A 21,507-nucleotide genomic window follows, 5' to 3' on the forward strand; every position below is an offset into this window, starting at 1 on the left:
GCAGTGCGCGACGAGATCGCGTGGGCCGCCCGCGTCGGGCGCGATCGCGGGGACGCCGCTGGCGAGCGCCTCCTGCACGGCCTGGCAGAACGTCTCGTGCTCGCCCGGATGGACGAACACGTCGAGGCTCGCGTAGGCGTCGGCCAGGGCGTCACCGCCGAGGTGGCCGGTGAACACCGCCCCGGGCAGGGCCGTCTCGAGCCGGGCGCGTTCGGGGCCGTCCCCGACGACGACGAGCCGGTAGCGGGGGTCGGCCGACAGGACCGCGAGACGGTCGACGTGCTTCTCCGGGGCGAGCCGGCCCACGAAACCCACCACGAGCCGGCCGTCCGGCGACCAGGCCCGGCGCAGCGCGTCGCTGCGCCGGGCCGGGGTGAAGCGTGCGGTGTCGACGCCCCGCGCCCAGCGGTGCACCCGGGGGATGCCGTGCGCGGCGAGGTCCGCGGCGGCGGCCGTCGACGGCGCGAGCGTGCGGTCACAGGCCCGGTGGATCCGGCGTGTCCACTGCCAGGCGGCCCGGGCCGCGAGGCCGAGACCGTAGCTGGACGCGAATCCGGCGACGTCGGTCTGGTAGACCGCGACGGTGGGCAGGTCGAGCCTGCGGGCCGCGCCGAGGCCGCCGGCACCGAGCAGGAACGGCGACGCCAGGTGCACGACGTCGGGTGCGAATCCGCGCAGGATGCCGGTGAGCGCGGGCTGTGGCAGCCCCACGGGCAGGGAGCTGACCTTCGGCACGTGCACCGCCGGCACCCGATGCACCGGGATGCCGTCGTGATGGGCGGGCGCCGGCGGCAGACCGGCGACGGTGTCGGGAGCGACGACCAGGGCCTCGTGGCCGTGGCGGTCGAGGTGCTCGAGCACGCGCAACACCGAGTTGGTGACGCCGTTGACGTTCGGGAGGAAGGATTCCGCGACGATGGCTACTCGCACCGGCCCAGCATCGCCGTGGCGGCGGTCCGGGCGGGGTGGTCGAGGTGTCCGCCGGGCGAAGTTCCGGCGAATCCTCCCGGCTGCACCGCTACGCGCGCGCCTCGCTGCGCCGCCGGAGATACGTGAGCACGGGGGCCGCGACCAGCCATGTCACCACGATCAGCGAGGCGGCGGGCACGAGGGCGACCCGGGCGTCGCGGCCGGTGACCCGCACGAGGTCGGGGTCGCTGCGGGCGTATTCGACGGCGATCCGCTGCCCGGCCGTGAGTCCCGTCGGATACAGCACACCGAGCTCGGGATTGTGGGTGACACCGTCGGGGGTGACGAAGCTGATCGCCGAGCGCAGCGACCCGGCGGAAAGCACCTCTGCCGTGGCGGTGCCCATGTCGGAGGCGATCAGATGGTCGTTGCGCCACGCCGCGAGGACCAGGATCACGGCGAGCACCGAGATGCCGATCGCGACGCCGAGCACCGCCCGGCGTGCCCTGTCGATTCCGCTCATGCGTCCGTCACAGCTGGGCGCGCACGGCCGCGTGCAGTTCCCGCAGGCCGGAACGGTCGGTGATCACCTCGAGCACCCGGATGCCGCCGGGGAGCTCGGCCCGGTCGGCCAGCGCGGCGGTCAGTGCGGGAAGGTCCACCCGCTCGTGCGGTACCCGGTACGCGGCACACAGCGCGGCGAGGTCCATGCCGTGCGGGGTGCCGAACACCCGCTCGAAGACGCCGGCGTACTGCGGGTCGCCCTGCTCGAGCAGCTCGAAGATGCCGCCGCCGTCGTCGTTGGCGACGACGACGGTCAGGTTCTGCGGTCGCGGTTCGGCGGTGCCGATCAGCAGCCCCGACGCGTCGTGCAGGAACGTCAGGTCGCCCATCAGGGCGACGGTGCGGCCCTGCGGGTAGGCCAGGGCGGCGCCGACGGCGGTCGAGACGGTGCCGTCGATGCCCGCGACACCCCGGTTGGAGAGCACGCGCACCCCGTCGCGCGGGTAGCTCACCAGCGCCGCGTCGCGCACCGGGTTGGAGGCCCCGAGCAGCAGCTGGTCCCCTTCCCGCAGCGCGTCGGTGACCGTCGCCGCGACGTGCAGGCCGGTCGGCTTCGGATGGGCGTCGAGCTGGGCGCGCACGGCCTTGTCGGTGTGGGCGGACAGGTTCCGGCAGCGTTCCAGCCAGGCCGGATCGGGCCGGCCGGTGACGACGGCGCGGGTGCCGGTGGCGAGGACGTTGCCGGACACGTCGGGCCAGCGCGGTCCGGTGGTGAGGGCGTACACCGCCACCGACGGATCGGCGAGCAGCTTGGAGACCGGCCGGTGCAGCGTGGGCCGGCCGGTGATGATCGCCTGCCGCGGCTTCAGATGCGGCAGCGCCATCGGATGGAGCGGGACACCGTGGAGCGGCGCGGTGGGTTCGGCCACGGTCGGCAGTGCCGACAGTTCGGGCCGGTAGGCGGAGCCGTGCCCGGAGATCACCACGGTGTCGGCGGTGATGTCGAGGTCCATCGGCACGTCGAGGGTGGCGTGCACGGTGGTGGTCCAGGCGCTGCCGTCGGGGCGGCCCTCGGGTCCCGGGCCCTGGGCGTGCACGTCCGGGACGAGCGGCTCGCGCAGCGGGATGTCGAAGTGGACCGGACCGGCGTTGCCGGAGCGGGTGCCGCGGGCGGCGGCGAGGACGCGGCTGACCGCGGAGCGCCACTGGCTGTTCTGCTCGATCCCTTCGGCCAGGCCGAGGCTGATGGTGGCGCGGACCTGGGTGCCGAACATGCCGAGCTGTTCGACGGTCTGGTTGGCGCCGGTGCCGAGCAGCTCGTAGGGCCGGTTGGCGCTGAGCACCACGAGCGGCACCCGGGCGTAGTTGGCTTCGAGCACGGCCGGCGCGAGGTTGGCGACAGCGGTGCCGGAGGTCATCACGACGGGCACCGGACGGCCGGAGGCAACCGACAGGCCGATCGCGAGGAATCCGGCGGTGCGCTCGTCGATGCGCATGTGCAGCCGCAACCGGCCCGCATTGTCGGCGGCCTGCAGCGCGAAGGCGAGCGGTGCGTTGCGGGAGCCGGGGCACAGCACCACGTCGCGGACGCCCCCTCGGGCGAGTTCGTCGACGACGGCGGTGGCCTGGGCGGTGGACGGGTTCACGGAACCCAGAGTAGTGCGGGGCGGGCGGCGCGCCCCGGTCCCCCGGGCGGCGCGGGACGCGGGTCACAGCGACAATGGGCCGATGCGCACCGTCTTCGATCCCGGCGAGCTGGGCACCGGCCGCTTCTACCGACTGATGACCGCCACGATCGTGCCGCGGCCGATCGCGTGGGTGTCGACGGTGTCCGCAGACGGTGTGCCCAACGTCGCGCCGTACAGCTTCTTCACCGTCGCCGCCGTGGACCCGCCGGTGGTGCAGTTCACCTCGGTGGGGCGCAAGGACAGCGTCCGCAACATCGAGGAGACCGGCGAGTTCGTGATCAACGTCGCGACCGTGCCGCTGATGGAACGGGTGAACGCGACGTCGGCGGGGTTCGCGCACGACGTGGACGAGTTCGCGACCGTGGGCCTGCGGCCCGAGCGCAGCGAGCGGGTGCATCCACCCCGGGTCGCGGAATCGCCGGCGGCGATCGAGTGCACTCTGCACCGGGTGATCGAGGTCGGGGACTGCTTCGTGGTGATGGGCGACGTGGTGGCCGTGTCGGTCCGGGCCGACGTACTGGCCGAGGACGGGCTGCCGGACGTGGCGGCTCTGGCACCGGCGAGCCGGCTGGGGCGGAACGAGTGGGGTCTGACACCGCGGGTGCGCCACCTCGATCGACCCGAATGATAGGTTAGCCTCCGCTGATTTTATCGTCGACCGAGTGTCGCCGACGACGCCCGGCGTCTCGGGACGGAGGTTCTGTATGGCTGCGCGCACCACGACCCGGACGCCGCCCGCCACCCGCGAGATCGTCACCGCCCACGTCCTCGCGGCCGAACCACTCGGGGCGAGCTTCGTGCGCGTGACCGTCGGCGGCGACGGACTCGCCCGGTTCGCGCCGATGGGGTTCGACCAGTGGTTCCGGATGTTCCTGCCCGGTCCCGGCCGGCACGCGCCGACCCTGCCGGGAGCCGCCGACCACAGCTGGTGGCCGCAGATGCAGGCGATGCCGGAACAGATACGTCCGATCCTGCGCAACTACACGGTGCGCGACTACCGGGAGGCGGGCTGCGGCCGCTACGGGCCCGGAGCGGAACTCGTCGTGGACGTCGCGACCCACGGCGACACCGGACCGGCGTCGGCGTGGGCGCGGACAGCGGAACCGGGTGCGGCGCTCGCGCTGCTCGACGAGGGCATCATGTTCCACCGCCCGGCCGGGGCGACTTGGCAGATCGTCGTGGGCGACGAGAGTGCGCTGCCGGCGATCGCCGGGATCCTCGCCTCGTCGGCCGAGCGGAACGACGCGACGGTCACGGAGGTGTTCGTCGAGGTTTCCCACCTCGAGGACGTCGCGGCGCAGAACCTGGTGACGGGACCGCGGACCCGTGTGCATCCGGTGACCCGGACGGATGTGCGGCCCGGAGCGCAGGTGCTCGACGCGGTGCGCGCCGCGGAGCTGCCGGACGGGCCGGGCTACGGATTCGTCGTGGGAGAGTCCGGGTTGGTGACGGCGATGCGCCGTCACCTCGTGCGGGAACGGGGCCTCGAGAAGTCGGCCGTGACGTTCAGCGGGTACTGGAAGTACGGGGCCGCCGCGTACTGAGGCGGCGCCCTTCCGGCCCTGTGTGCGGGGACCGGAAGGGCGCCGTCGACGTCTCAGCCGGCGTGCTTCTGCACCAGCGCGCCCACGCGGGGCAGGGCCTCGACGACGTGCTTCTGCGCCGACGGACGCAGCTTGTCGTAGACCTTCTTGATCGCCGTGCGCGACGAGGCCGCGATGCGCGCGTCCGTCACCCCGAGCAGCGAGTCCGCCACGGTCTCGCCGCGCGCGGTGAGGTAGTCGGCGAAGTCACCGTTGCCGGCGTAGTCCTGCCAGAACGGCTGGATCTTGGCGACGAACTCCGGCAGCAGGCCCTCGACGGCGCTGGGCACGATCGACGGGCCGAGCTTCGTCACCGCCGCGTAACCGGCCTTGAGCGCGAGACCCGACGCGCCCTTCTTGTCCGCCACCTCGGCGTCGATCAGCGCCTCGACGTCGGCGACGACCGCCGGGACCTTGTCGGCGCCGAGCAGGGCATCATCCAGAGCTGCAACCACTTCCACTGCCTCCGTAATGTGACTCGTGAGTACGAACGCCCGGAACGATATACGACGACCCGAGCCGCACCTAGTCGAGCGCGGCGCGGCACCGCCGCACCCGGTCGAACCACCAGCGCGTCCGTTCGGGGTCGGCTCGCACCGTGTCGAGGAGCGCCGGATCCGGCGTCACCTGTCCCACCGGGAGCTGCCCGTCGGCCATCGTCCGTGGCGCTGCCACGTCGGCGGTGAAGAACCCGCCCGTGCCCAGTCCGCACGCGTAGGGCAGCGCGGGCAGCGCGGCCGCGGCGGCCAGTCCGGCCCCCATTCCGACGGCCGAGTCGAGTGCGCTCGACACCACCACCGGCACGCCGTGCCCGGCCAGCTCGTCGGCCAGTGTCAGCAGCCGTCGCATCCCGCCGAGCGGGGCCACCTTGACCACCGCCACGTCGGCGCCGCCGGCCCGGACCACGTTCAGGGGGTCTTCGGCGCGCCGGATGCTCTCGTCCGCCGCGATCGGCACGTCGGGCATGCGGCGACGCACCTCGACCAGTTCGGGCACGGTCGCGCAGGGTTGCTCGGCGTACTCGAGCGGGCCGTCGGCGACGAGTTCCCCGAGCGCCACGACGGCCTCGTCCACACTCCACCCGCCGTTCGCGTCGACGCGGACGTTCGGCACCAGCTCGCGCACGGCCCGCACCCGTGCGACGTCCTGCGCGAGGTCCTGTCCACGTTCGGCGACCTTGACCTTCGCGGTGCGGGCTCCGGGGAACCGGGCCAGGATCTGCGGTACGTCGCCGGGGCCGACGGCCGGGACGGTGGCGTTGACGGGGACGGTGTCCCGGCGGGGAGCCGGAGGCCCGAGCCACGCGGATTCGAGGGCCGAACGCAGCCAGTGGGCGGCCTCCTCGTCGGCGTACTCGGGGAACGGCCCGAATTCTCCCCAGCCGGCGGGACCTCGCACGAGCACGAGCTCACGTGCGGTGATGCCGCGGAACCGCACCCGCATGGGCAGCGACACCACGACGGCGGCATCGAGGATCTCGTCGAGGGGCGGCAGGGCCGCGGCGGTCACGGCTGGCCGGGCCGCAACTGGACCATCAGGGCCTCGCAGTCGGCGAGCAGCGTGCCGTCGACGTCGCGCAGCTCGGCCGAGCAGAACAACTTGCGCCCGTCGACCCGGTCGACCCGGCCCTCGACGACGAGTTCGGTCTCGAGCGGAGTGATCTTGCGGTAGTTCACGTGCAGGTAGGCGGTGCGGGCGATGGGATGACCGGCCGCGTGGACGACCATCCCGAACAGGTCGTCGAACAGCAGTGGCAGGGTTCCGCCGTGCGCCGCGCTGTTGCCGCCGCGGTGATAGACCCGGAACGTGCCCCGCGAGCGAACCGACTCGGCATCGAACTTCTCGAGCATCCACGGCAGCATCAGCAGGCTGCCGCGGCCGGGCAGGTCGACGTTGAAGCCGGCCGGAGACCGGCCTTCGGGCACGACGTGCGGCTCGAGCAGGTCCCCGAGCGCCTCGGCTTGCTCGATGGCGCGGTCGACGACGTCGTCGGGGAGGTGGGTGGAGACGGCGAGATCCTGCAGCCGCCGCAGGGCCTCGACGAGGCGGCCGAAGTTCGGTCCGGCCTTCACGGGCGTGTACACCGGGAACCCGCCGTGATGTTCGTACTCGGCGTCCACCGTGCTGTCCGTCTGCTCGCTCATGCCTGCACGGTAACGCGTTCCAGCACGACGGTGCTCCGGCAGGACGGTGTTCCGGTCAGGACGGTGTTCCGGCAGGACGGTGTTCCGGCAGGACGTCGGTGCCGCGGTGGCGCATCGGAGTTCTATGGTCGACGGGTGACTTTCCATTCCGAGCTGTGGCGGCCCGTACCCGGGTTCGAGAACCTCACCGACATCACCTACCACCGGCACGTCACGCAGGGCACCGTCCGCGTCGCGTTCGACCGGCCGGAGGTGCGCAACGCGTTTCGTCCGCACACCGTCGACGAGTTGTACCGGGCGCTGGACCACGCCCGCATGACGTCCGACGTCGGCGCCGTGCTCCTCACCGGCAACGGCCCCAGCCCGAAGGACGGCGGCTGGGCCTTCTGCTCCGGCGGCGACCAGCGGATCCGTGGGCGCAGCGGCTACCAGTACGCGAACGGCGAGACCGCCGACACCGTGGACAGGGCCCGGGCGGGCCGGCTGCACATCCTCGAGGTGCAGCGGCTGATCCGGTTCATGCCGAAGGTCGTGATCGCCCTCGTCAACGGCTGGGCCGCCGGCGGTGGGCACAGTCTGCACGTCACGTGCGACCTGACGCTCGCGTCCCGGGAACACGCCCGGTTCAAGCAGACCGACGCCGACGTGGGCAGCTTCGACGGCGGCTACGGCAGCGCGTACCTCGCGAAGATGGTGGGGCAGAAGTTCGCCCGCGAGATCTTCTTCCTCGGCGAGACCTACACGGCGGAGGAGATGCACCACATGGGCGCGGTCAACCGCGTCGTCGACCACGCCGAGCTCGAGAACGTCGCGCTCGAATGGGCCGCGAAGATCAACGGCAAGTCCCCGCAGGCCCAGCGCATGCTCAAGTACGCGTTCAACCTGCAGGACGACGGGCTCGTCGGCCAGCAGCTGTTCGCGGGCGAGGCCACTCGGCTGGCGTACATGACCGACGAGGCGGTCGAGGGCCGCGACGCGTTCCTGCAGAAACGCGAACCCGACTGGTCGCCCTACCCCTGGCACTACTGAGCGGAAGTTGCCCGCGCGGAGCGGGAGGTTGTCGCCTCGTCGTCCGAGTGCAGTGCACGCCAACCTCCCGCTCGTCGCGAGAACGTCCCGATTGAAACGGTCCGAATCGGGCACACTCCTGACCATGACGGATCGCGAGCAACCACTCCCCGACCACATCCGCCCCGCCGGCGTCTCCGACGAGACGGTCGCGGCCGCCGGCAAACTCTCCGAGGCGCTCGAGACGGTCGAGCAGGCCCGCGGCAACCTGTACGCCTTCCACCAGCTGATGGGCCGCGCCGACCTGCTGCTCGGCGACGCCGTCGACAAGCTCGCCGAAGCCGGTCACCGCGAGCTCGCCGACCGGGTCCGGACGGAGATGGTCGGACGCAACGTTGTCGAGGGGCGGTGGACCTTCCAGATCGTGGAGGACTTCGACGACGGCTACTGGACGGAGTTCCGTGAGCTCGACCGGCAGGTGCGCGACGAGCTGGTCGCCGGCCGCCGGCATCTGTTCGAGGCCGAGATGAAGGAGGACCGCCGCACCCACGGGCGACGCGGGCACGAGGCCAGACCGGTCGAGGACGGGTGAGATGGAGATTCTCGCCGGCCGGACGATCCTGCGGCCGTCGGACTACGACGTCGCCCTGAGGTTCTACGGCGAAGTCCTGGGTCTGGCGATCTACCGCGAGTATCCCGGCGGAACGGTGTTCTTCGCCGGTCAGTCGCTCCTCGAGGTGGCCGCGCACGGCGGCAGCGCCCGGCCGCAGCACTTCGAGGGCGCACTGTGGCTGCAGGTGCGCGACGTCTACGACGCGGAGGCCGAGTTGGTGACGAAGGGCGTCCCCATCGTGCGGGAGGCCCGGCAGGAGCCGTGGGGACTGCACGAACTGTGGATCGCGGATCCGGACGGCATCCCGATCGTGCTCGTGCAGATCCCGGCCGATCACCCCCTGCGCCGCGACACCCGCTGAGCGGTGTGTCCTTTGGGCTGCCCTGGCAGCCCAAAGGACACACCGGCCGCGTCAGCGGCGGGTCTCGAGGGCGGCCGCGATCTGCTCGGTGTGGGCCTGCGACTCGTAGAGCTGACGCAGCAGCCACAGCCTCAGCACCCGGGCGATCGCGCCGGCGACGTACAGCGCGGCGCCGAGGATCGCGACGATGAGCAACGCCGTGGCGAGGATCTGGTACGACGCGATGTTGCGCAGGTCCGCCTGGGTGAGCGAGGCGAAGTAGACGACGAACGCGGCGACGGCACCGCCGATCATCAGCACGAGCCCGCCGATTCGTGCGGGTCCGTCCCCCTTCGCGGATCCGGTGTCGAGCTTCAGCTCCGCCGCGTCCTTCCGGAACTTGGCGCGCCGCTCCTCGGTGAGTGCGGTCATGGTCATCCTCCTAGATAACTGGTCGAAAGTTCGTTCTCGATGTCGGCGGGCTCACCGATCCGCACGACGCGGCCCTGCAGCATCAGCGCGGCCGACGTCGCGATGGGCAGCACCGCCCGCGCGAACTGCTCGGCGACGAGGATCGACAACCCGTCCTCGACGAGCCGGCCGACGATGTCGTACATCTCGGTGACGATCCGGGGGGCGAGCCCCATGGACAGTTCGTCGAGCAGCAGCACGGTGGGATCGGTGCCCAGGGCGCGGGACAGGGCGAGCATCTGCTGCTCGCCGCCCGACATCGACCCCGCGAGCTGGCCGCGTCGCTTCCCGAGGATCGGGAAGCGCTCGTAGGCGACGGTCTCGAGATCCTCGAGCGACACGCCGGTGCCGGTGGCGACCCACAGGTTCTCCCGGACGGTGAGGTTGGGGAAGATCCCCCGCCCCTCCGGGATGGTGCAGACGCCGAGCCGGGCGAGCGCGGCGGCGTCGACACCGTTGACGACGCGGCCGGCGACGCGCAGTTCGCCGTGCTCGACGGGCAGTACGCCCGAGCACACCCGAAGCGTCGTGGTCTTGCCGCCGCCGTTCGGCCCGAGCAGGGCGACCACCGAGCCCGGCTGCAGCGTCAGGCTCACCCCGTGCAGCACTTCGATGGGTCCGTAGCTCGCCCGCACGTCGACGAGTTCGAGCAACGGGGTCGGCTCGTCGCCGGAGACGTCGACGAGATCGGTGACGGGGGCGTTCATGCCACCTCCTCGGTTCCGATGTACGCGGCGATCACCGCGGGGTCGTTGCGGATCTGCTCGGGGCTGCCCGAGGCGATGAGCGCGCCGTAGTCGAGGACGTGGATGCGCGAGCACACCCGCATCACCAGCGGCAGGTCGTGCTCGACGAGGCAGATCCCGAGGCCGTCGTCCGCGAGCCGGCACAGCAGGTCCGCGAAGTCGTCGGTCTCCTGTTCCGTCTGTCCGGACGCCGGTTCGTCGAGCAGCAGCACCCGCGGCCGGGTCATCAGCGCCCGCGCGACCTCGACGACGCGGGCGCGGCCGGTGGGAATGTCGGAGACGTCCATGTCCGCGACGTCCGTGAGTCCGGTCAGGTCGAGCAGCCGGTCGGTCTCGGCGTCGATGTCGTGCCGCGCACGGGTCGCGGTGCGGTGCATGTCGCCGGCGACCCGGAGGTTGTCGCGCACCGACAGCGACAGGAACAGCTCGAGCCGCTGGAAGGTGCGGGCCAGTCCGCGCCGGGCGCGCTTGTAGGGCGCGGCGCGGGTGAGGTCGACGCCGTCGAGCAACACCTGCCCGGCGGTCGGCTTCTGCAGTCCGGTGACGGTGTTGAACAGGGTGGTCTTGCCGGCACCGTTGGGGCCGATCAGCCCCGTCACGGTGCCCGCGGCGACGCTGATGCTCACGTCGTCGACGGCGGTGTGCCCGCCGAACCGGACCGTGATGCCCCGGGTCTCGAGCAGGGTGTCAGACATGCGCGCTCAGCTCCTTCGCGACGCTCGCGGACGATTCGGGCGCCGCCGGGGTGGGCCGCGCCGCGGGCAGGCCCAGTTCCCGGTCGAGGCGGTAGCGCCCCTCGGCCGTGTACGGCTCGTCGAGACCGACGAGTTCGGGCGGGGTGGTGCGGCGCCGTTCCATTTCGTCGGCGCCGAGCACCGCACCGGGCATGAGCCACTCGCCGACGACGGGCAGCAGGAACACGATCGTGATGGTCAGGGCCGCGAACCACCAGTTGCCCAGGACGCCCGTCAGGGCCAGGACGTAGAGCAGCGCGATCGCCGCGCCGCCGCCGTACAGCACCGGCCGGGCGGAGAGCAGACGGCGGTAGCCCTCGACCATCTGGTGCACGCTGCCGGACGGATTGTGACCCACCCCGATACCGATCAGCGCGGGGCTGACGGCGGCGATGTTGCCCAGCAGGAGGTACAGGCCCTCGAGTTCGGGCTGCGTCTTGGCGAGGTTGTTGAACGAGACCATGATGACCGCGAAGCCCACGCCGGCCATGACACCGCCGAACAGCGCGCCGCTGACGTACCCGATGCCCGCGACGACGGTGAGCATGAGCAGGGTCAGGCTCACGATGATGTTGAAGTTCTCGCCCGCGACGGCACCGGTGGCGCTCGACATCAGCACACCGCCGAGTCCGGCGATGGCGGCCGAGAGCATGAACACGCTCAGCTTGAGGGTGATCAGGTTCTGCCCGAGCATGGCCGATGCGGCGGGGCTGTCCTTCATGGCCGCCAGGCGACGTCCGTAGCCCCTGTTGCGCAGGGCGACGACCCCGACACCGAGCAGCGCGAACAGCACCGTCGCCGTCATGAGGAACGTCGTCTCGTCCTGCAGGTCGAGCGGGCCGATCCGCAGCGGCGGGATCACGAGCGAACCGCCCGTGAAGATCGAGAACTCGACGCCGAACAGTTCGTGTTCGGTGGTGTCGCGCAGCACCATGTTGGAGACGAACACGCCGAAGGCCATGGTGGCGAGCGCGAGGTACAGGCCGCGCAGGCGTAGCGCCGGGAGCGCGACGAGCCCGCCGACGAGCGCGGTGAGGACCACGGCGAGCAGCACACCCCACACGGTCAGCCGCTGGTCGAGTCCGGTGCCGGTGATCCCGAAGTGGAACACGACGATCGTGGCGATCGCCCCGAACGACAGCGGGGCGAGGTTCATCTCCCCCGCGTACCCGGTGAGCAGGGTCAGCGACAGCGCGACGATCGCGAAGGTCATGCCGAGGGTGAAGGTGGTGATCGCGGATTCCACCATGAGCAGGCGGATGAGGTAGACGATGGCCACGAGAGCGACCGCCCACACCACGGCCTTGCGGACGCTCGGCACGTGGTAGCGCTCGCGGGTGCGCATCGCCGCGCCGCGCAGCCGGTCCTGGGGCAGCACGATCAGCACCACGAACAACGCCACCATGGGCAGCGAGACACGCAGATTCGACGTCCACGCCCACGAGGAGGGGGCGTAGCCGATCAGGTAGGCGCCGGCGAGGCCGAGGACGAGGGCACCGACGAAGGTGCGCGGGATCGAGCTGAGCCGGCCGAACATGGCGGCCGCGAACGCGTCGATGACGAGCAGGGTGAGCATGTTGGCCTCGAGGCTGCCGCCGCTGATCGGGGTGATCAGCACGCCGGCGAGGACGGCGAGCGTGGAGCCGAGCGCCCAGGAGAACGCCGCGATCCGTTCGGGGTTGTGCCCGTTGAGGCGCAGCAGGTCGGGATCGTCGACGACGCCGCGCATCGTGGCGCCGGTCCGGGTGCGCTGGAAGAGCATGCGCAATCCCACCGCGATCCCCACGGCCGCGAGCACGCACAGGATCTCGTGGACGCGGACGAACGCGCCGAGCACCCGGATCCCCGTGTCGTCGCCGAAGAACATGCCCAGCGAGCGGGGCTTCTCGGGATGCCAGAACCACTGGGACAGGAACAGCATCCCCAGCATGATCGAGACGGTCACGACGATCTTGGTGACCTCGGCGGTGTCCCGCAGGCCCCGCATGATCACCACGTACAGCGCCAGGCCCATGAGCGGCCCCGCGAGGAACAGCACCGCCAGCAGGGCCAGCGGGACGGGCAGCCCCCAGCCGGCCGTGAGCTGCCAGTAGAGGAACGCGCCGAGCATCGCCTGGGCGCCGTGCGCGAAGTTGAAGATTCCGGAGGTGTTGTAGGTCAGAACGAGCCCGGAGGCCGCGATCGCGTACACGGACCCGAGCACGAGGCCCAGGATCGTGAACGTCACGAATGTGTTCATGGTGAAGCCCTGTCGGTAGAGAACCGGTCGTGTGGAGGCGGGGCGGTGCCGCGCGGGCACCGCCCCGCCGGTCGGTGCAGGCCGGTCAGTCCTGCGGCGCGAGCACGTTCGGGTTCATGAACTTGGTGGCGATCCGGTCGGGACCGAGTTCGGTGCCCCACGTCTCGGGTGCGGTGGCGACGAGGTACTCGTCGTTGCATTCGAACTCGCCGGAGGACTGCGGGAACGCCTGCGTGTACGCGTCGCCCTTCAGCGAGACCATCAGGCCGCACTTGGCGGGCATGTTGGCGCCGGGATCGGTGACGGCGTGCAGACCGCCGCCGTCCCACTCGTGGATCTGCGAGAGCTCGTCGATCATGCACTGCCGGGTCAGGTCCGACCCGCACTCCTTCGCCGCGGTGGCCCACAGCAGGAACGACGAGGTGGCCTGCATGCCCAGCAACGCGGTCTTGCCGCCCTGCTCCTCGACGAGGTCGACGTACTGCTGGACGGCCGGCACCTTGTCGGCGTTCTCGAGCATCTGGAAGCCCATGCCCGCGTACAGGTTGTCGAGCAGACCCCCGGCGTTGGCCTCCTTGACGGTCTCGCCGTACCAGGTGGCCTCACCCATCAGGACGGGATCGATGCCGACCTGTCCGAGTGCCTTGAAGAAGTTCAGTTCGTTCGGCACCGGCGACCGGGAGGTCCACAGGCCTTCGACGCCGCACTCCTTGAACTTCTCGGCGAACGGGACGTAGCTGGCCTCGCCGTCGTAGTTGATGGTGACGCCGCAGTTCTTCAGCTCGAACCCCGCGGCCTCGGCGATCGAGCGCACCTTCGTCAGGGACGTGACGATCGTCGGCATCGTGCTGCCGACGAGGTCGAACTTGTCCTTCAGGTCCGGTCGCAGCTGTGCCAGCTGGAACCAGGCCGAGCCGTTGGCGTAGTCCACGGGGAACGGCACGCCCTGGTAGGTCATCGGGCCGTTGGCCGCTTCCGGGGACACGGTGAACCCGGGCACCGCCGCGAGGTTGCAGGCCACGCGGGTCTGCTCGGCGGTCTGGTCCATCGCGAAGCCGTGGCCGACCATCATGAACTCGGAGCGGCACGCATCCTGCATGACCGAGTTGGCCTGGGTCATCGCGGCGTCGTAGTCGGTGCCGACGATGGTGCGCCCGTTGATGCCGCCCTGGGCGTTGCACCAGTCGATCATCGCGGAGACGGCGTCGGACATCTCCTTGTTCAGGCCGGGGCTCTTGGCGTAGCCGCGGTCGTCGCCGTAGCCGATCCTGATCTCGGTGTCGGTCACGCCCTGGTCGGTGGCACCCGTGGCGTCGCCTTCGCCGCACGGCGAGTCCAGGGTGCCGAACTTGTCCACCGTGAGGGTGTCGGCCGCGGCGGCTCCGGTGCCGCCGGTGCCGGCCCCGCCCGACGGGTCGGCGCCGCGTTCGCCGGCACAGGCCGAGAGCAACGCGACAGAGGCCGTGAGCGCCAGCACGGTCCTGGCGAGTGTGTGCTTGTTCAAGGTCGGGTGTCTCCTTCGTCACAGCAACCCCTGTCCGGCGGTCGGCGCGGGAGGGGTGGTGCGGCGAAAGCTAGCCAGGGCCGCGGAGGCCGCGACGTGGGATTCCCGGTCAGTGAGACCTGCGGTGAAGTCGGTCACACACCGATCGGTGAGTGAATCTCCGCACAGCGGGGAACCGCCGCGGGCACCCTGCCACCGGCGGAACCGTCGAGGTGTCGGTGTTCACCGACCCGTCGCTGTACTTTTACCCACCGGCTACCTCACAATCGGCAGATGTGACCGCAGAGCTTGTCGTCCTCCTGGTGGTGGTAGTCACTGCCCTCGCATTCGACTTCACCAACGGCTTCCACGACACCGGGAACGCGATGGCGACATCGATCGCCACCGGCGCCCTGAAACCGAAGGTCGCGGTCGCCCTCTCCGCCTCGCTGAACCTGGTCGGCGCGTTCCTGTCGGTCGAGGTCGCCGCAACGGTCGCCAAGGGCGTCGTGAACCTGGACAGCACCGGCGGCGAGGCCCTGCTGCTCATCGTGTTCGCCGGTCTCGTCGGCGGCATCCTCTGGAACCTCGCGACGTGGCTGTTCGGCCTGCCGTCGAGCTCGTCGCACGCGCTGTTCGGCGGCCTCATCGGCGCGGCCCTGGCGTCGCTCGGAATCGGCGGCGTGGTGTGGGACGGAGTGATCGGCAAGGTGATCATTCCGGCGCTGCTGGCGCCGGTGGTCGCGGCCCTCGTCGCCACGGTGGGCACCTGGTCCGTGCACCGCATCACCCGCGCGGTGCCCGACGAGACGCGCGGTCACGGCTTCCGCATCGGCCAGATCGGCTCGGCCTCGCTGGTCTCGCTCGCGCACGGCACCAACGATGCGCAGAAGACGATGGGCGTGATCTTCCTGGCGCTCGTCGCGCACGGCAGCATCACCGCCGACGCGGAGATGCCGTTCTGGGTGAAGTTCTCCTGCGCCGTCGCGATCGCCCTGGGCACGTACCTCGGCGGCTGGCGCATCATCCGCACGCTCGGCAAGGGGCTGGTGGAGATCGCACCCCCGCAGGGCATGGCGGCCGAGTCGTCGTCGGCCGCGATCATCCTCACCTCGAGCCACTTCGGCCTGCCCCTGTCGACCACCCACGTGGCGACCGGGTCGATCCTGGGGTCCGGTCTGGGCACCCGCTCGGCGAACGTGCGCTGGGGCGTCGCGGGCCGCATGGCCGTCGCCTGGCTGATCACCCTGCCGTCGGCGGCTCTCGTCGGCGCGTTGTGCTGGGGGCTGGCCCATCTGATCGGCGGCCTGCCGGGTGTGGTGGTGGTGTTCGCGGTGCTGTGCGCGCTGTCGCTGCTGATGTACGTGCGCTCGCGCCGGCAGCCGATCGACGCCTCAAACGTCACCGCGGAGTGGGACGGCAAGCTCGCTCCCGCGCAGACCCCGGCCCCGGCCCCGGCGCCCGAGGACGTGCCGGCCGCACCGACCACTCCCACGGAGGGACGCCCGTGACCCTGTTGACGAACACCCTGAGCTCGCTGTGGCAGGTCGTCCTCGTCGGCCTCTTCTTCGGGGCGGGCCTGCCGGCGGTCTTCGCGCTCGGCATGCGCTCGCTCGTGGCGGGTCGCGCAGGTGAGCAGGCCCGGCCGAACCCGCTCGGCATCGCCGGTGCCGTCGTCTGCTTCGCCGTCGTGCTGATCGCGATCGTCGCGGGGATACTGTTGCTGGCCTCGGATTTCCTGTCGAGCACCTTCGGCCTCGACCTCATCTGAGCCACCGCCCCGCCGTCCGTCCCACGAAAGAACGACATTGTCCAAGTACTCGCTCCGTTCGGTCCTCGACTGGCTGCGTGCCGGCTACCCGGAAGGCATCCCGGCCAAGGATCACTTCGCGCTGCTCGCCGTGCTGCGCCGGCGTCTGACGGACGAGGAGATCGCCGAAGTGTGCGAGATGTCGATCGCCACGGCCCACGAGCATCCCGAGCGCCACGTCGACTACGACACGCTCAAGCAGATCATCGCCGGCGTGCTCCACGAGGAACCGTCGGAGGAGGACCTCGAACGAGTCGCCGGGCACCTCGCCGCGGGGGGCTGGCCGGTGGTCGCCGAGGACGGGACCGTGGTGACCGGCGACGACGGGACGGACTGAGGAGGTGCCCCCGTGACGCTTCCGCCGTTCCTCACCTCCATCATCGAATGGCTGCGTGCCGGTTATCCGGAGGGCGTGCCGGAACAGGACTACGTGCCGCTGTTCGCGCTGCTCAGCCGGCGGCTGTCGGAGGACGAGGTCGACCAGGTCGCGCACGCCCTCGTCGACGACGGGGACCTGCCCATCTCGAAGACGGACATCGCCGTGCTGATCACGAAGATCACCAACGAGATGCCGCTCGAACAGGACATCGATCGGGTGCGCCGGCACCTCGAGACCGGAGGATGGCCCCTCACCGGCCCCGCCACATGAACCTCGAGGTGCTGCCAGTCCCCTCCGGCGACGCCGTGCAGGCGGTCCTGCCCGCACTCCGGCGCATGCTCGACGGCGACGGACCGGCCCTGCTCCCGGTGCCGGCCGCCGACGACCGGGAGATCCGGCGACTGACCGGGGCCCTGCGCCCGGGCGAACCCGTCGACGACGGCATCGGTCTCGTCGTCGCCACCTCGGGCACCACGGGCACCCCGAAGGGCGCCCAGTTGACCGCCGCAGCGCTGCGGGCCAGCGGGGACGCCACGCACGAGCGTCTCGGCGGGCCCGGCTCGTGGCTGCTGGCGCTGCCCGCCCACCACATCGCCGGCATGCAGGTGCTGCTGCGGGGCCTGCTGGCGGGAACCAGGCCCGTGGTGATCGACGTCGCCGGCGGCTTCGATCCGGTCCGGTTGCCCGCGGCGATCGCCGCGATGCCCGCAGGACGGCGCTACACGTCGCTGGTGCCCACCCAGCTGATCAAGGCCCTCGATCACCCGGCCGCCGTCGCGGCTCTCGCCGAGCTGGATGCGATCCTGCTGGGCGGTGCCGCCACGCCCGCTCCGGCCCTGCGCCGGGCGCGGGACGCCGGGATCACCGTGGTCCGCACCTACGGGATGAGCGAGACGTGCGGCGGGTGCGTGTACGACGGCGTCCCGCTGGCCGGGACCACGGTCCGGGTCGACGCGCAGTCCCGGGTGTGGCTCGGCGGGGTCACCCTTGCCCGCGGCTACCGTGGTCTGCCCGATCATCCGGCGTTCGCGGAGCCCGGCTGGTTCCGCACGGACGACGCGGGCGAACTCGCCGACGGGATCCTGCGCATCCTGGGGCGCCTGGACGAGGCCGTCTCCACGGGCGGCCTCACCGTCGTGCCGCAGGTCGTCGAGGCCGTCCTGCTCGAGCACCCCGCGGTCCGCGAGTGCGCCGTGATCGGCCTGCCCGATCCGCGGCTCGGCCAGCGGGTGGCGGTCGTCGTCGTCCCGGAGGCCGGCGCCTCCCCCACCCTCGACGAACTGCGAGCCTGGACGAGCGCCTCGCTGGACGTCACCGCGGCCCCGCGGGCGCTGTACGTCGTCCCCGCCCTGCCGTTGCGCGGCCCCGGCAAGGTGGACCGGCGGGCGCTGGTCGCCCGGTTCTCGTAGGTCGACCCGTCACGGCCGAGCGGGCGGATCGGTCATCTCCCTCGGTCGTCTCCTCGGCCCGGCGGGATGCCCTATTCGCTCGATGGCAGGATCGACGCATGGCAACCGCTGGTCAATGGCTCGAAGGCGCCCGTCCGCGCACACTTCCCAACGCGATCGCCCCGGTCGTCGCCGGTACCGGCGCCGCAGCCGCGCTCGACGGCGCGGTGTGGTGGAAGGCGCTGCTGGCGTTGGTGGTCGCGCTCGCGCTGATCGTCGGGGTCAACTTCGCCAACGACTACTCCGACGGCATCCGCGGGACCGACGACGACCGCGTCGGTCCGCTGCGGCTGGTGGGTTCGGGCGCGGCGGCGCCGGCCGCGGTCAAGCGGGCCGCGTTCGCGTGCTTCGGAGTGGGCGCGATCGCCGGGATCGCGCTGGCGCTCACGAGCGCGTGGTGGCTGCTCCTGGTCGGTGCGGTGTGCATCGCCGGCGCCTGGTACTACACCGGCGGCCGCAGTCCCTACGGCTACAGCGGGTTCGGCGAGGTCGCGGTGTTCGTGTTCTTCGGGCTGGTCGCCGTGTCGGGCACGCAGTTCGTGCAGGCCGGCCGGATCGACTGGGTCGGGCTGGCGTGCGCGGTGGCAGTGGGTTCGTTCTCGAGCGCGGTGCTGGTGGCCAACAACCTGCGCGACATCCCCACCGACACCGTCTCGGGCAAGCGCACGCTCGCGGTGCGGTTGGGCGACCCGCGGACCCGGACGCTGCACCTGATCCTGCTGGCCGTGCCGTTCGTGGCGTCGCTGGCCCTGGTGGCGCGCACGCCGTGGGCGCTGGCGGGCCTGCTCGCGCTGCCGTTCGCGGTGCGTGCCCACGCACCGGTGCGATCCGGTGGTCTCGGTATGCACCTGATCCCGGCGCTGCGGGACTCGGGCGTGGCGATGCTGGCCTGGGCCGTCGCGACCGCGGCGGCGCTGTTCGTCGCCTGAGCGGTCGCGCCCGCAAACCTCACTTCCGGTCGGGCACCAGCAGGCCGAGCGCCCAGTTGACGATCGAGATGATCAGGGCGCCCCAGAACGCGGTCCAGAAGCCCTCGACGGTCAGACCGTAGTCGGTGAACTCGCTCAGCCATGCGGTGAGCAGGAGCATCAGCGCGTTCACGACGAGGGTGAACAGACCCAGCGTCAGGATGAGCAGCGGTAGCGACAGCAACTGCACGAGCGGCTTGACGAATGCGTTGACGACGGTGAAGACGAGCGCGATCACCAGCAGGGCGATGATCTCGTCGGTGGCGCCGGTGCCGGATCCCGTGAAGTCGATGCCGGAGACCCACTGGGCCGCCAGCCAGATGGCGACGGCGTTGAGGACCAGCCGGACCAGGAAGTTGATCATGCCGACACTGTTCCACATCCGGCCCCCGGGGACGCCGTCGCGAATCCCGGACGGTCAGGCCGCCCGGCCCCGGTAGTCACGCAGACGGTCGCGCAGGACCCTGCGGGGGACGTGTGACTCGACCAGCGTGCGGGCACGATCGTCGTCGGAGCGCAGGATTCCGAGCAGCAGGTGCTCGCAGCCGATGACGCGGTCCCGCCGCGCGAGAGCTTCCCGCAGGGCGAGTTGCAGGGACTTCTTCGCGGCAGGATGGAACGGCAGATGCCGCGCGAACGGTCCCCGCCGGCCGCCGCCTGGTCCCCGATCGAGGACGCCCTCGCCGAAGCTCTCCTCGAGCCTCGCCCGGACGGAATCGAGGTCGATGCCGATGGCGCCGAGCGCGGCGGCGTCCTCGTCGCCGAGCATCCCGGCGTCCCGGACCAGTTCGCTGCGCACGGTCCCGGCGGTGAGACCCAGGTCGGCGAGCAGGTCACGGAGCGTCGTGTCCGCGGTGCCGAGGACGCCGAGCAGCAGGTGGGCCGGCTCGATCCGTCGGGCGTCCAGCTCCCGGGCCTCTTCCTGCGCGGTGACGACGGCGGCTCGCGCGCCGGCGGTGAATCGTTCGAACACGGCGGATCACCCACGCTTCCGGTTGTACTTCTGGTGGACGGCCTGCCTGCTCACCTCGAGCGCATCGGCGATCGCCTGCCACGACCAGCCCTGCCGGCGGGCGTTGTCGACCTGGATCGCCTCGAGCCGCTCGAGCAACCGTCGCAGGGCGCGCACCGCCCGCAGCCCCTCCGCGGGATCGGGGCTTCCGGCGGCGGCGGCGAGCGTGGTGGCCTCGGTCATGCCGTCAATTTACGTTGACAACCGGCGAACGTCAAGACAAGTTGACAGGACGGGTCCGGCCACCCGATCAGTACCGCGCGACGGCAGCGTCCACGGCACGCTGTAGTTCGTCCTGCACCAGGCGCGTGACGTCACGGACCCTGCCGTCGAGGTCGGTGACCGGGCCGGTGAGGAACACACTCGCCGGACGCGACGGGTCCTTGTCCGGCCCGTATCCGATCCCGACGCACACCAGGGCGGGCTGCGCCCCCAGGTCGCGCGCCCGGCGGACGATGTGGCCGATGCCGGTCCCGAGCGGCTGCAACCGCGTGGGGTCGCCCTCGTTGCAGGTGCCCTCCGGGAAGATCGCGACACTGTCGCCGCGATGCAGCCGGGCGGCGGAGACGTCCATCATCCGGCGTCCGGCGTCGGAGACCGCCCGCAGGCCGTGGTTCTTGGCCCGGAAGACCGGGATCCCACCCATCATGTCGACCTTGCGGCGTCGTGACTCGTCGGCGAACAGCTCGTCCTTCGCCAGCACCCGCGTCCTGCCGATCACCGGGCGCAGCGGCGAGCGCCACGCCGTCGCGGCGAGGACGTACTGATCGCTGTGGGTGAGATGGTTGGCGACGATCAGCAGGGGCGTCCCGCCCCGCACGAGTTCGCGGAGACGATCGCGGACGTCCCCTGCGCAGCACACCCGGGGGCGATACCGAGCGGCGAGCAGGGCGTAGGCCGCCCGGGCGACGGGCCGGCTCTGCCGGTGCCCGAGGTAGAAGTCGTACACGGCTTCGTAGTTGTCCAGGGACACGGCGGGGCGCTCCATGTCCTCACGATACCGAACCTACGCACCCGTAGGCTACGGACTCGTAGGGTCCGGGGCGGCGAGGCTCAGGCCGCCCATCTGCCGGTGGCCGCGAACTTCTCGAGCGTCGCGGTCGGGCCGGCGAGGTCCAGACCCTCCCCGGCCACCCACTCGTCGTCGAAATAGGTACCCGCGTAGCGTTCCCCGCCGTCGCACAGGAGGGTGACGACGCTGCCGTGCCGGCCGTCGGCGATCATCGCCGCGATCAGGCCGAACGCACCCCAGAGATTGGTCCCGGTCGAGCCCCCGACGCGGCGGCCCAGCGCTTCGCTCGCGTGACGCATCGCGGCGATCGAGGCGGCGTCCGGCACCCGGATCATCCGATCCACCACCTGCCCGACGAACGACGGCTCCACGCGGGGCCGTCCGATGCCCTCGATCCGCGACGGCATGCCCGTCGT

The 21,507-nt window shown here is 71.4% G+C and carries 26 protein-coding genes and 1 pseudogene; 11 read left to right on the plus strand and 16 right to left on the minus strand.

Annotation, left to right across the window (positions count from 1 at the left end; genetic code table 11):
* From OEY_RS0100685 to menD, 3 genes are all read right to left on the minus strand, one after another.
* A partial coding sequence (locus OEY_RS0100685; protein WP_010592031.1) for a glycosyltransferase family 4 protein occupies positions 1 to 930 on the minus strand: 930 nt, incomplete at its 3' end.
* Positions 931 to 1,018: 88 nt separating this feature from the next.
* Positions 1,019 to 1,432 carry a DUF3592 domain-containing protein gene (locus OEY_RS0100690; protein WP_010592032.1) on the minus strand — a complete coding sequence of 138 codons (414 nt, stop codon included), beginning with the start codon at positions 1,430 to 1,432 and terminating at the stop codon, positions 1,019 to 1,021.
* Positions 1,433 to 1,439: 7 nt separating this feature from the next.
* Positions 1,440 to 3,059, minus strand: coding sequence for a 2-succinyl-5-enolpyruvyl-6-hydroxy-3-cyclohexene-1-carboxylic-acid synthase (gene menD, locus OEY_RS0100695; protein ID WP_010592033.1), 1,620 nt, complete (start codon positions 3,057 to 3,059; stop codon positions 1,440 to 1,442).
* A gap of 82 nt (positions 3,060 to 3,141) precedes the next feature.
* On the opposite strand from menD, the gene OEY_RS0100700 reads away from it, so the two are divergent.
* Positions 3,142 to 3,729 (plus strand): flavin reductase family protein, encoded by a 588-nt coding sequence (locus OEY_RS0100700; protein WP_010592034.1) that lies wholly within the window; start codon positions 3,142 to 3,144, stop codon positions 3,727 to 3,729.
* A 76-nt stretch (positions 3,730 to 3,805) separates the two neighbouring features.
* On the plus strand, positions 3,806 to 4,645 hold the full coding sequence (locus OEY_RS0100705; protein WP_010592035.1) for a siderophore-interacting protein: 840 nt from the start codon (positions 3,806 to 3,808) through the stop codon (positions 4,643 to 4,645).
* 53 nt (positions 4,646 to 4,698) lie between these two features.
* Here the strand turns inward: OEY_RS0100705 and OEY_RS0100710 are convergent, their stop codons facing one another.
* The 3 genes from OEY_RS0100710 to OEY_RS0100720 all read right to left on the minus strand — a co-directional run bounded on the left by OEY_RS0100710 (position 4,699) and on the right by OEY_RS0100720 (position 6,828).
* Entirely contained in the window at positions 4,699 to 5,139 is a 441-nt protein-coding gene (locus tag OEY_RS0100710; RefSeq protein WP_026137595.1) for a DUF6918 family protein, read from the minus strand.
* Positions 5,140 to 5,209: 70 nt separating this feature from the next.
* Entirely contained in the window at positions 5,210 to 6,193 is a 984-nt protein-coding gene (locus tag OEY_RS0100715; RefSeq protein WP_010592037.1) for an o-succinylbenzoate synthase, read from the minus strand.
* Positions 6,190 to 6,828: a PaaI family thioesterase gene (locus OEY_RS0100720; protein ID WP_010592038.1), complete on the minus strand. Its 639-nt coding sequence runs from the start codon at positions 6,826 to 6,828 to the stop codon at positions 6,190 to 6,192. Before OEY_RS0100720 ends, OEY_RS0100715 begins: the two co-directional genes overlap by 4 nt.
* A gap of 135 nt (positions 6,829 to 6,963) precedes the next feature.
* Between OEY_RS0100720 and OEY_RS0100725 the strand changes: the two genes are divergently transcribed.
* From OEY_RS0100725 to OEY_RS0100735, 3 genes are all read left to right on the plus strand, one after another.
* Positions 6,964 to 7,857, plus strand: coding sequence for a 1,4-dihydroxy-2-naphthoyl-CoA synthase (locus tag OEY_RS0100725; protein ID WP_003937599.1), 894 nt, complete (start codon positions 6,964 to 6,966; stop codon positions 7,855 to 7,857).
* Positions 7,858 to 7,981: 124 nt separating this feature from the next.
* On the plus strand, positions 7,982 to 8,428 hold the full coding sequence (locus OEY_RS0100730; RefSeq protein WP_026137596.1) for a hypothetical protein: 447 nt from the start codon (positions 7,982 to 7,984) through the stop codon (positions 8,426 to 8,428).
* Position 8,429: 1 nt separating this feature from the next.
* Positions 8,430 to 8,810: a VOC family protein gene (locus OEY_RS0100735; RefSeq protein WP_010592040.1), complete on the plus strand. Its 381-nt coding sequence runs from the start codon at positions 8,430 to 8,432 to the stop codon at positions 8,808 to 8,810.
* A 51-nt stretch (positions 8,811 to 8,861) separates the two neighbouring features.
* On the opposite strand, the gene OEY_RS0100740 is transcribed toward OEY_RS0100735, so the two are convergent.
* The 5 genes from OEY_RS0100740 to OEY_RS0100760 all read right to left on the minus strand — a co-directional run bounded on the left by OEY_RS0100740 (position 8,862) and on the right by OEY_RS0100760 (position 14,483).
* Positions 8,862 to 9,221, minus strand: coding sequence for a hypothetical protein (locus tag OEY_RS0100740; RefSeq protein WP_010592041.1), 360 nt, complete (start codon positions 9,219 to 9,221; stop codon positions 8,862 to 8,864).
* Between the two features lie 2 nt (positions 9,222 to 9,223).
* The gene (locus tag OEY_RS0100745; RefSeq protein WP_010592042.1) at positions 9,224 to 9,967 is read right to left on the minus strand and encodes an ABC transporter ATP-binding protein; all 744 of its coding nucleotides are present in this window, start codon (positions 9,965 to 9,967) and stop codon (positions 9,224 to 9,226) included.
* On the minus strand, positions 9,964 to 10,701 hold the full coding sequence (locus OEY_RS0100750) for an ABC transporter ATP-binding protein (protein ID WP_010592043.1): 738 nt from the start codon (positions 10,699 to 10,701) through the stop codon (positions 9,964 to 9,966). Before OEY_RS0100750 ends, OEY_RS0100745 begins: the two co-directional genes overlap by 4 nt.
* On the minus strand, positions 10,694 to 12,979 hold the full coding sequence (locus OEY_RS0100755) for a branched-chain amino acid ABC transporter permease (RefSeq protein WP_010592044.1): 2,286 nt from the start codon (positions 12,977 to 12,979) through the stop codon (positions 10,694 to 10,696). The genes OEY_RS0100750 and OEY_RS0100755 overlap by 8 nt, the downstream gene beginning before the upstream one ends.
* An 85-nt stretch (positions 12,980 to 13,064) precedes the next feature.
* Entirely contained in the window at positions 13,065 to 14,483 is a 1,419-nt protein-coding gene (locus tag OEY_RS0100760; RefSeq protein WP_010592045.1) for an ABC transporter substrate-binding protein, read from the minus strand.
* A 275-nt stretch (positions 14,484 to 14,758) separates the two neighbouring features.
* On the opposite strand from OEY_RS0100760, the gene OEY_RS0100765 reads away from it, so the two are divergent.
* The 6 genes from OEY_RS0100765 to OEY_RS0100790 all read left to right on the plus strand — a co-directional run bounded on the left by OEY_RS0100765 (position 14,759) and on the right by OEY_RS0100790 (position 19,028).
* On the plus strand, positions 14,759 to 15,973 hold the full coding sequence (locus tag OEY_RS0100765; protein ID WP_010592046.1) for an inorganic phosphate transporter: 1,215 nt from the start codon (positions 14,759 to 14,761) through the stop codon (positions 15,971 to 15,973).
* Entirely contained in the window at positions 15,970 to 16,233 is a 264-nt protein-coding gene (locus OEY_RS0100770) for a hypothetical protein (protein ID WP_010592047.1), read from the plus strand. Before OEY_RS0100765 ends, OEY_RS0100770 begins: the two co-directional genes overlap by 4 nt.
* A gap of 37 nt (positions 16,234 to 16,270) precedes the next feature.
* Positions 16,271 to 16,609 carry a DUF3349 domain-containing protein gene (locus OEY_RS0100775; RefSeq protein ID WP_010592048.1) on the plus strand — a complete coding sequence of 113 codons (339 nt, stop codon included), beginning with the start codon at positions 16,271 to 16,273 and terminating at the stop codon, positions 16,607 to 16,609.
* Positions 16,610 to 16,621: 12 nt separating this feature from the next.
* Positions 16,622 to 16,921, plus strand: coding sequence for a DUF3349 domain-containing protein (locus tag OEY_RS0100780; protein ID WP_010592049.1), 300 nt, complete (start codon positions 16,622 to 16,624; stop codon positions 16,919 to 16,921).
* Positions 16,918 to 18,060: an o-succinylbenzoate--CoA ligase gene (gene menE, locus OEY_RS0100785; protein ID WP_010592050.1), complete on the plus strand. Its 1,143-nt coding sequence runs from the start codon at positions 16,918 to 16,920 to the stop codon at positions 18,058 to 18,060. The genes OEY_RS0100780 and menE overlap by 4 nt, the downstream gene beginning before the upstream one ends.
* Before the next feature lie 98 nt (positions 18,061 to 18,158).
* Positions 18,159 to 19,028 carry a 1,4-dihydroxy-2-naphthoate polyprenyltransferase gene (locus OEY_RS0100790; RefSeq protein WP_010592051.1) on the plus strand — a complete coding sequence of 290 codons (870 nt, stop codon included), beginning with the start codon at positions 18,159 to 18,161 and terminating at the stop codon, positions 19,026 to 19,028.
* A 19-nt stretch (positions 19,029 to 19,047) separates the two neighbouring features.
* Here the strand turns inward: OEY_RS0100790 and OEY_RS0100795 are convergent, their stop codons facing one another.
* From OEY_RS0100795 to OEY_RS0100815, 5 genes and pseudogenes are all read right to left on the minus strand, one after another.
* On the minus strand, positions 19,048 to 19,431 hold the full coding sequence (locus tag OEY_RS0100795) for a phage holin family protein (RefSeq protein ID WP_010592052.1): 384 nt from the start codon (positions 19,429 to 19,431) through the stop codon (positions 19,048 to 19,050).
* 54 nt (positions 19,432 to 19,485) lie between these two features.
* Positions 19,486 to 20,040 (minus strand): Clp protease N-terminal domain-containing protein, encoded by a 555-nt coding sequence (locus OEY_RS0100800; protein ID WP_010592053.1) that lies wholly within the window; start codon positions 20,038 to 20,040, stop codon positions 19,486 to 19,488.
* 6 nt (positions 20,041 to 20,046) lie between these two features.
* Positions 20,047 to 20,262, minus strand: coding sequence for a hypothetical protein (locus OEY_RS0100805; RefSeq protein WP_003937583.1), 216 nt, complete (start codon positions 20,260 to 20,262; stop codon positions 20,047 to 20,049).
* 67 nt (positions 20,263 to 20,329) lie between these two features.
* Positions 20,330 to 21,067, minus strand: a complete 738-nt coding sequence (locus OEY_RS0100810; RefSeq protein WP_010592054.1) for a lysophospholipid acyltransferase family protein — start codon at positions 21,065 to 21,067, stop codon at positions 20,330 to 20,332.
* Between the two features lie 65 nt (positions 21,068 to 21,132).
* Positions 21,133 to 21,507 (minus strand): annotated as a pseudogene (locus tag OEY_RS0100815) (PLP-dependent cysteine synthase family protein); the annotation flags it as partial.

It is taken from the genome of Rhodococcus sp. P14, assembly GCF_000256505.1.
GTDB classification, from domain to species: Bacteria; Actinomycetota; Actinomycetes; order Mycobacteriales; family Mycobacteriaceae; genus Rhodococcus; species Rhodococcus ruber.

Coding starts and splice junctions, on each gene's coding strand:
- OEY_RS0100690 (WP_010592032.1), bottom strand. CDS start 1,432: ATGAGCGGAATCGACAGGGCACGCCGGGCGGTGCTCGGCGTCGCGATC.
- OEY_RS0100700 (WP_010592034.1), top strand. CDS start 3,142: ATGCGCACCGTCTTCGATCCCGGCGAGCTGGGCACCGGCCGCTTCTAC.
- OEY_RS0100705 (WP_010592035.1), top strand. CDS start 3,806: ATGGCTGCGCGCACCACGACCCGGACGCCGCCCGCCACCCGCGAGATC.
- OEY_RS0100720 (WP_010592038.1), bottom strand. CDS start 6,828: ATGAGCGAGCAGACGGACAGCACGGTGGACGCCGAGTACGAACATCAC.
- OEY_RS0100730 (WP_026137596.1), top strand. CDS start 7,982: ATGACGGATCGCGAGCAACCACTCCCCGACCACATCCGCCCCGCCGGC.
- OEY_RS0100735 (WP_010592040.1), top strand. CDS start 8,430: ATGGAGATTCTCGCCGGCCGGACGATCCTGCGGCCGTCGGACTACGAC.
- OEY_RS0100740 (WP_010592041.1), bottom strand. CDS start 9,221: ATGACCGCACTCACCGAGGAGCGGCGCGCCAAGTTCCGGAAGGACGCG.
- OEY_RS0100745 (WP_010592042.1), bottom strand. CDS start 9,967: ATGAACGCCCCCGTCACCGATCTCGTCGACGTCTCCGGCGACGAGCCG.
- OEY_RS0100750 (WP_010592043.1), bottom strand. CDS start 10,701: ATGTCTGACACCCTGCTCGAGACCCGGGGCATCACGGTCCGGTTCGGC.
- OEY_RS0100755 (WP_010592044.1), bottom strand. CDS start 12,979: ATGAACACATTCGTGACGTTCACGATCCTGGGCCTCGTGCTCGGGTCC.
- menE (WP_010592050.1), top strand. CDS start 16,918: ATGAACCTCGAGGTGCTGCCAGTCCCCTCCGGCGACGCCGTGCAGGCG.
- OEY_RS0100790 (WP_010592051.1), top strand. CDS start 18,159: ATGGCAACCGCTGGTCAATGGCTCGAAGGCGCCCGTCCGCGCACACTT.
- OEY_RS0100795 (WP_010592052.1), bottom strand. CDS start 19,431: ATGATCAACTTCCTGGTCCGGCTGGTCCTCAACGCCGTCGCCATCTGG.
- OEY_RS0100805 (WP_003937583.1), bottom strand. CDS start 20,262: ATGACCGAGGCCACCACGCTCGCCGCCGCCGCCGGAAGCCCCGATCCC.
- OEY_RS0100810 (WP_010592054.1), bottom strand. CDS start 21,067: ATGGAGCGCCCCGCCGTGTCCCTGGACAACTACGAAGCCGTGTACGAC.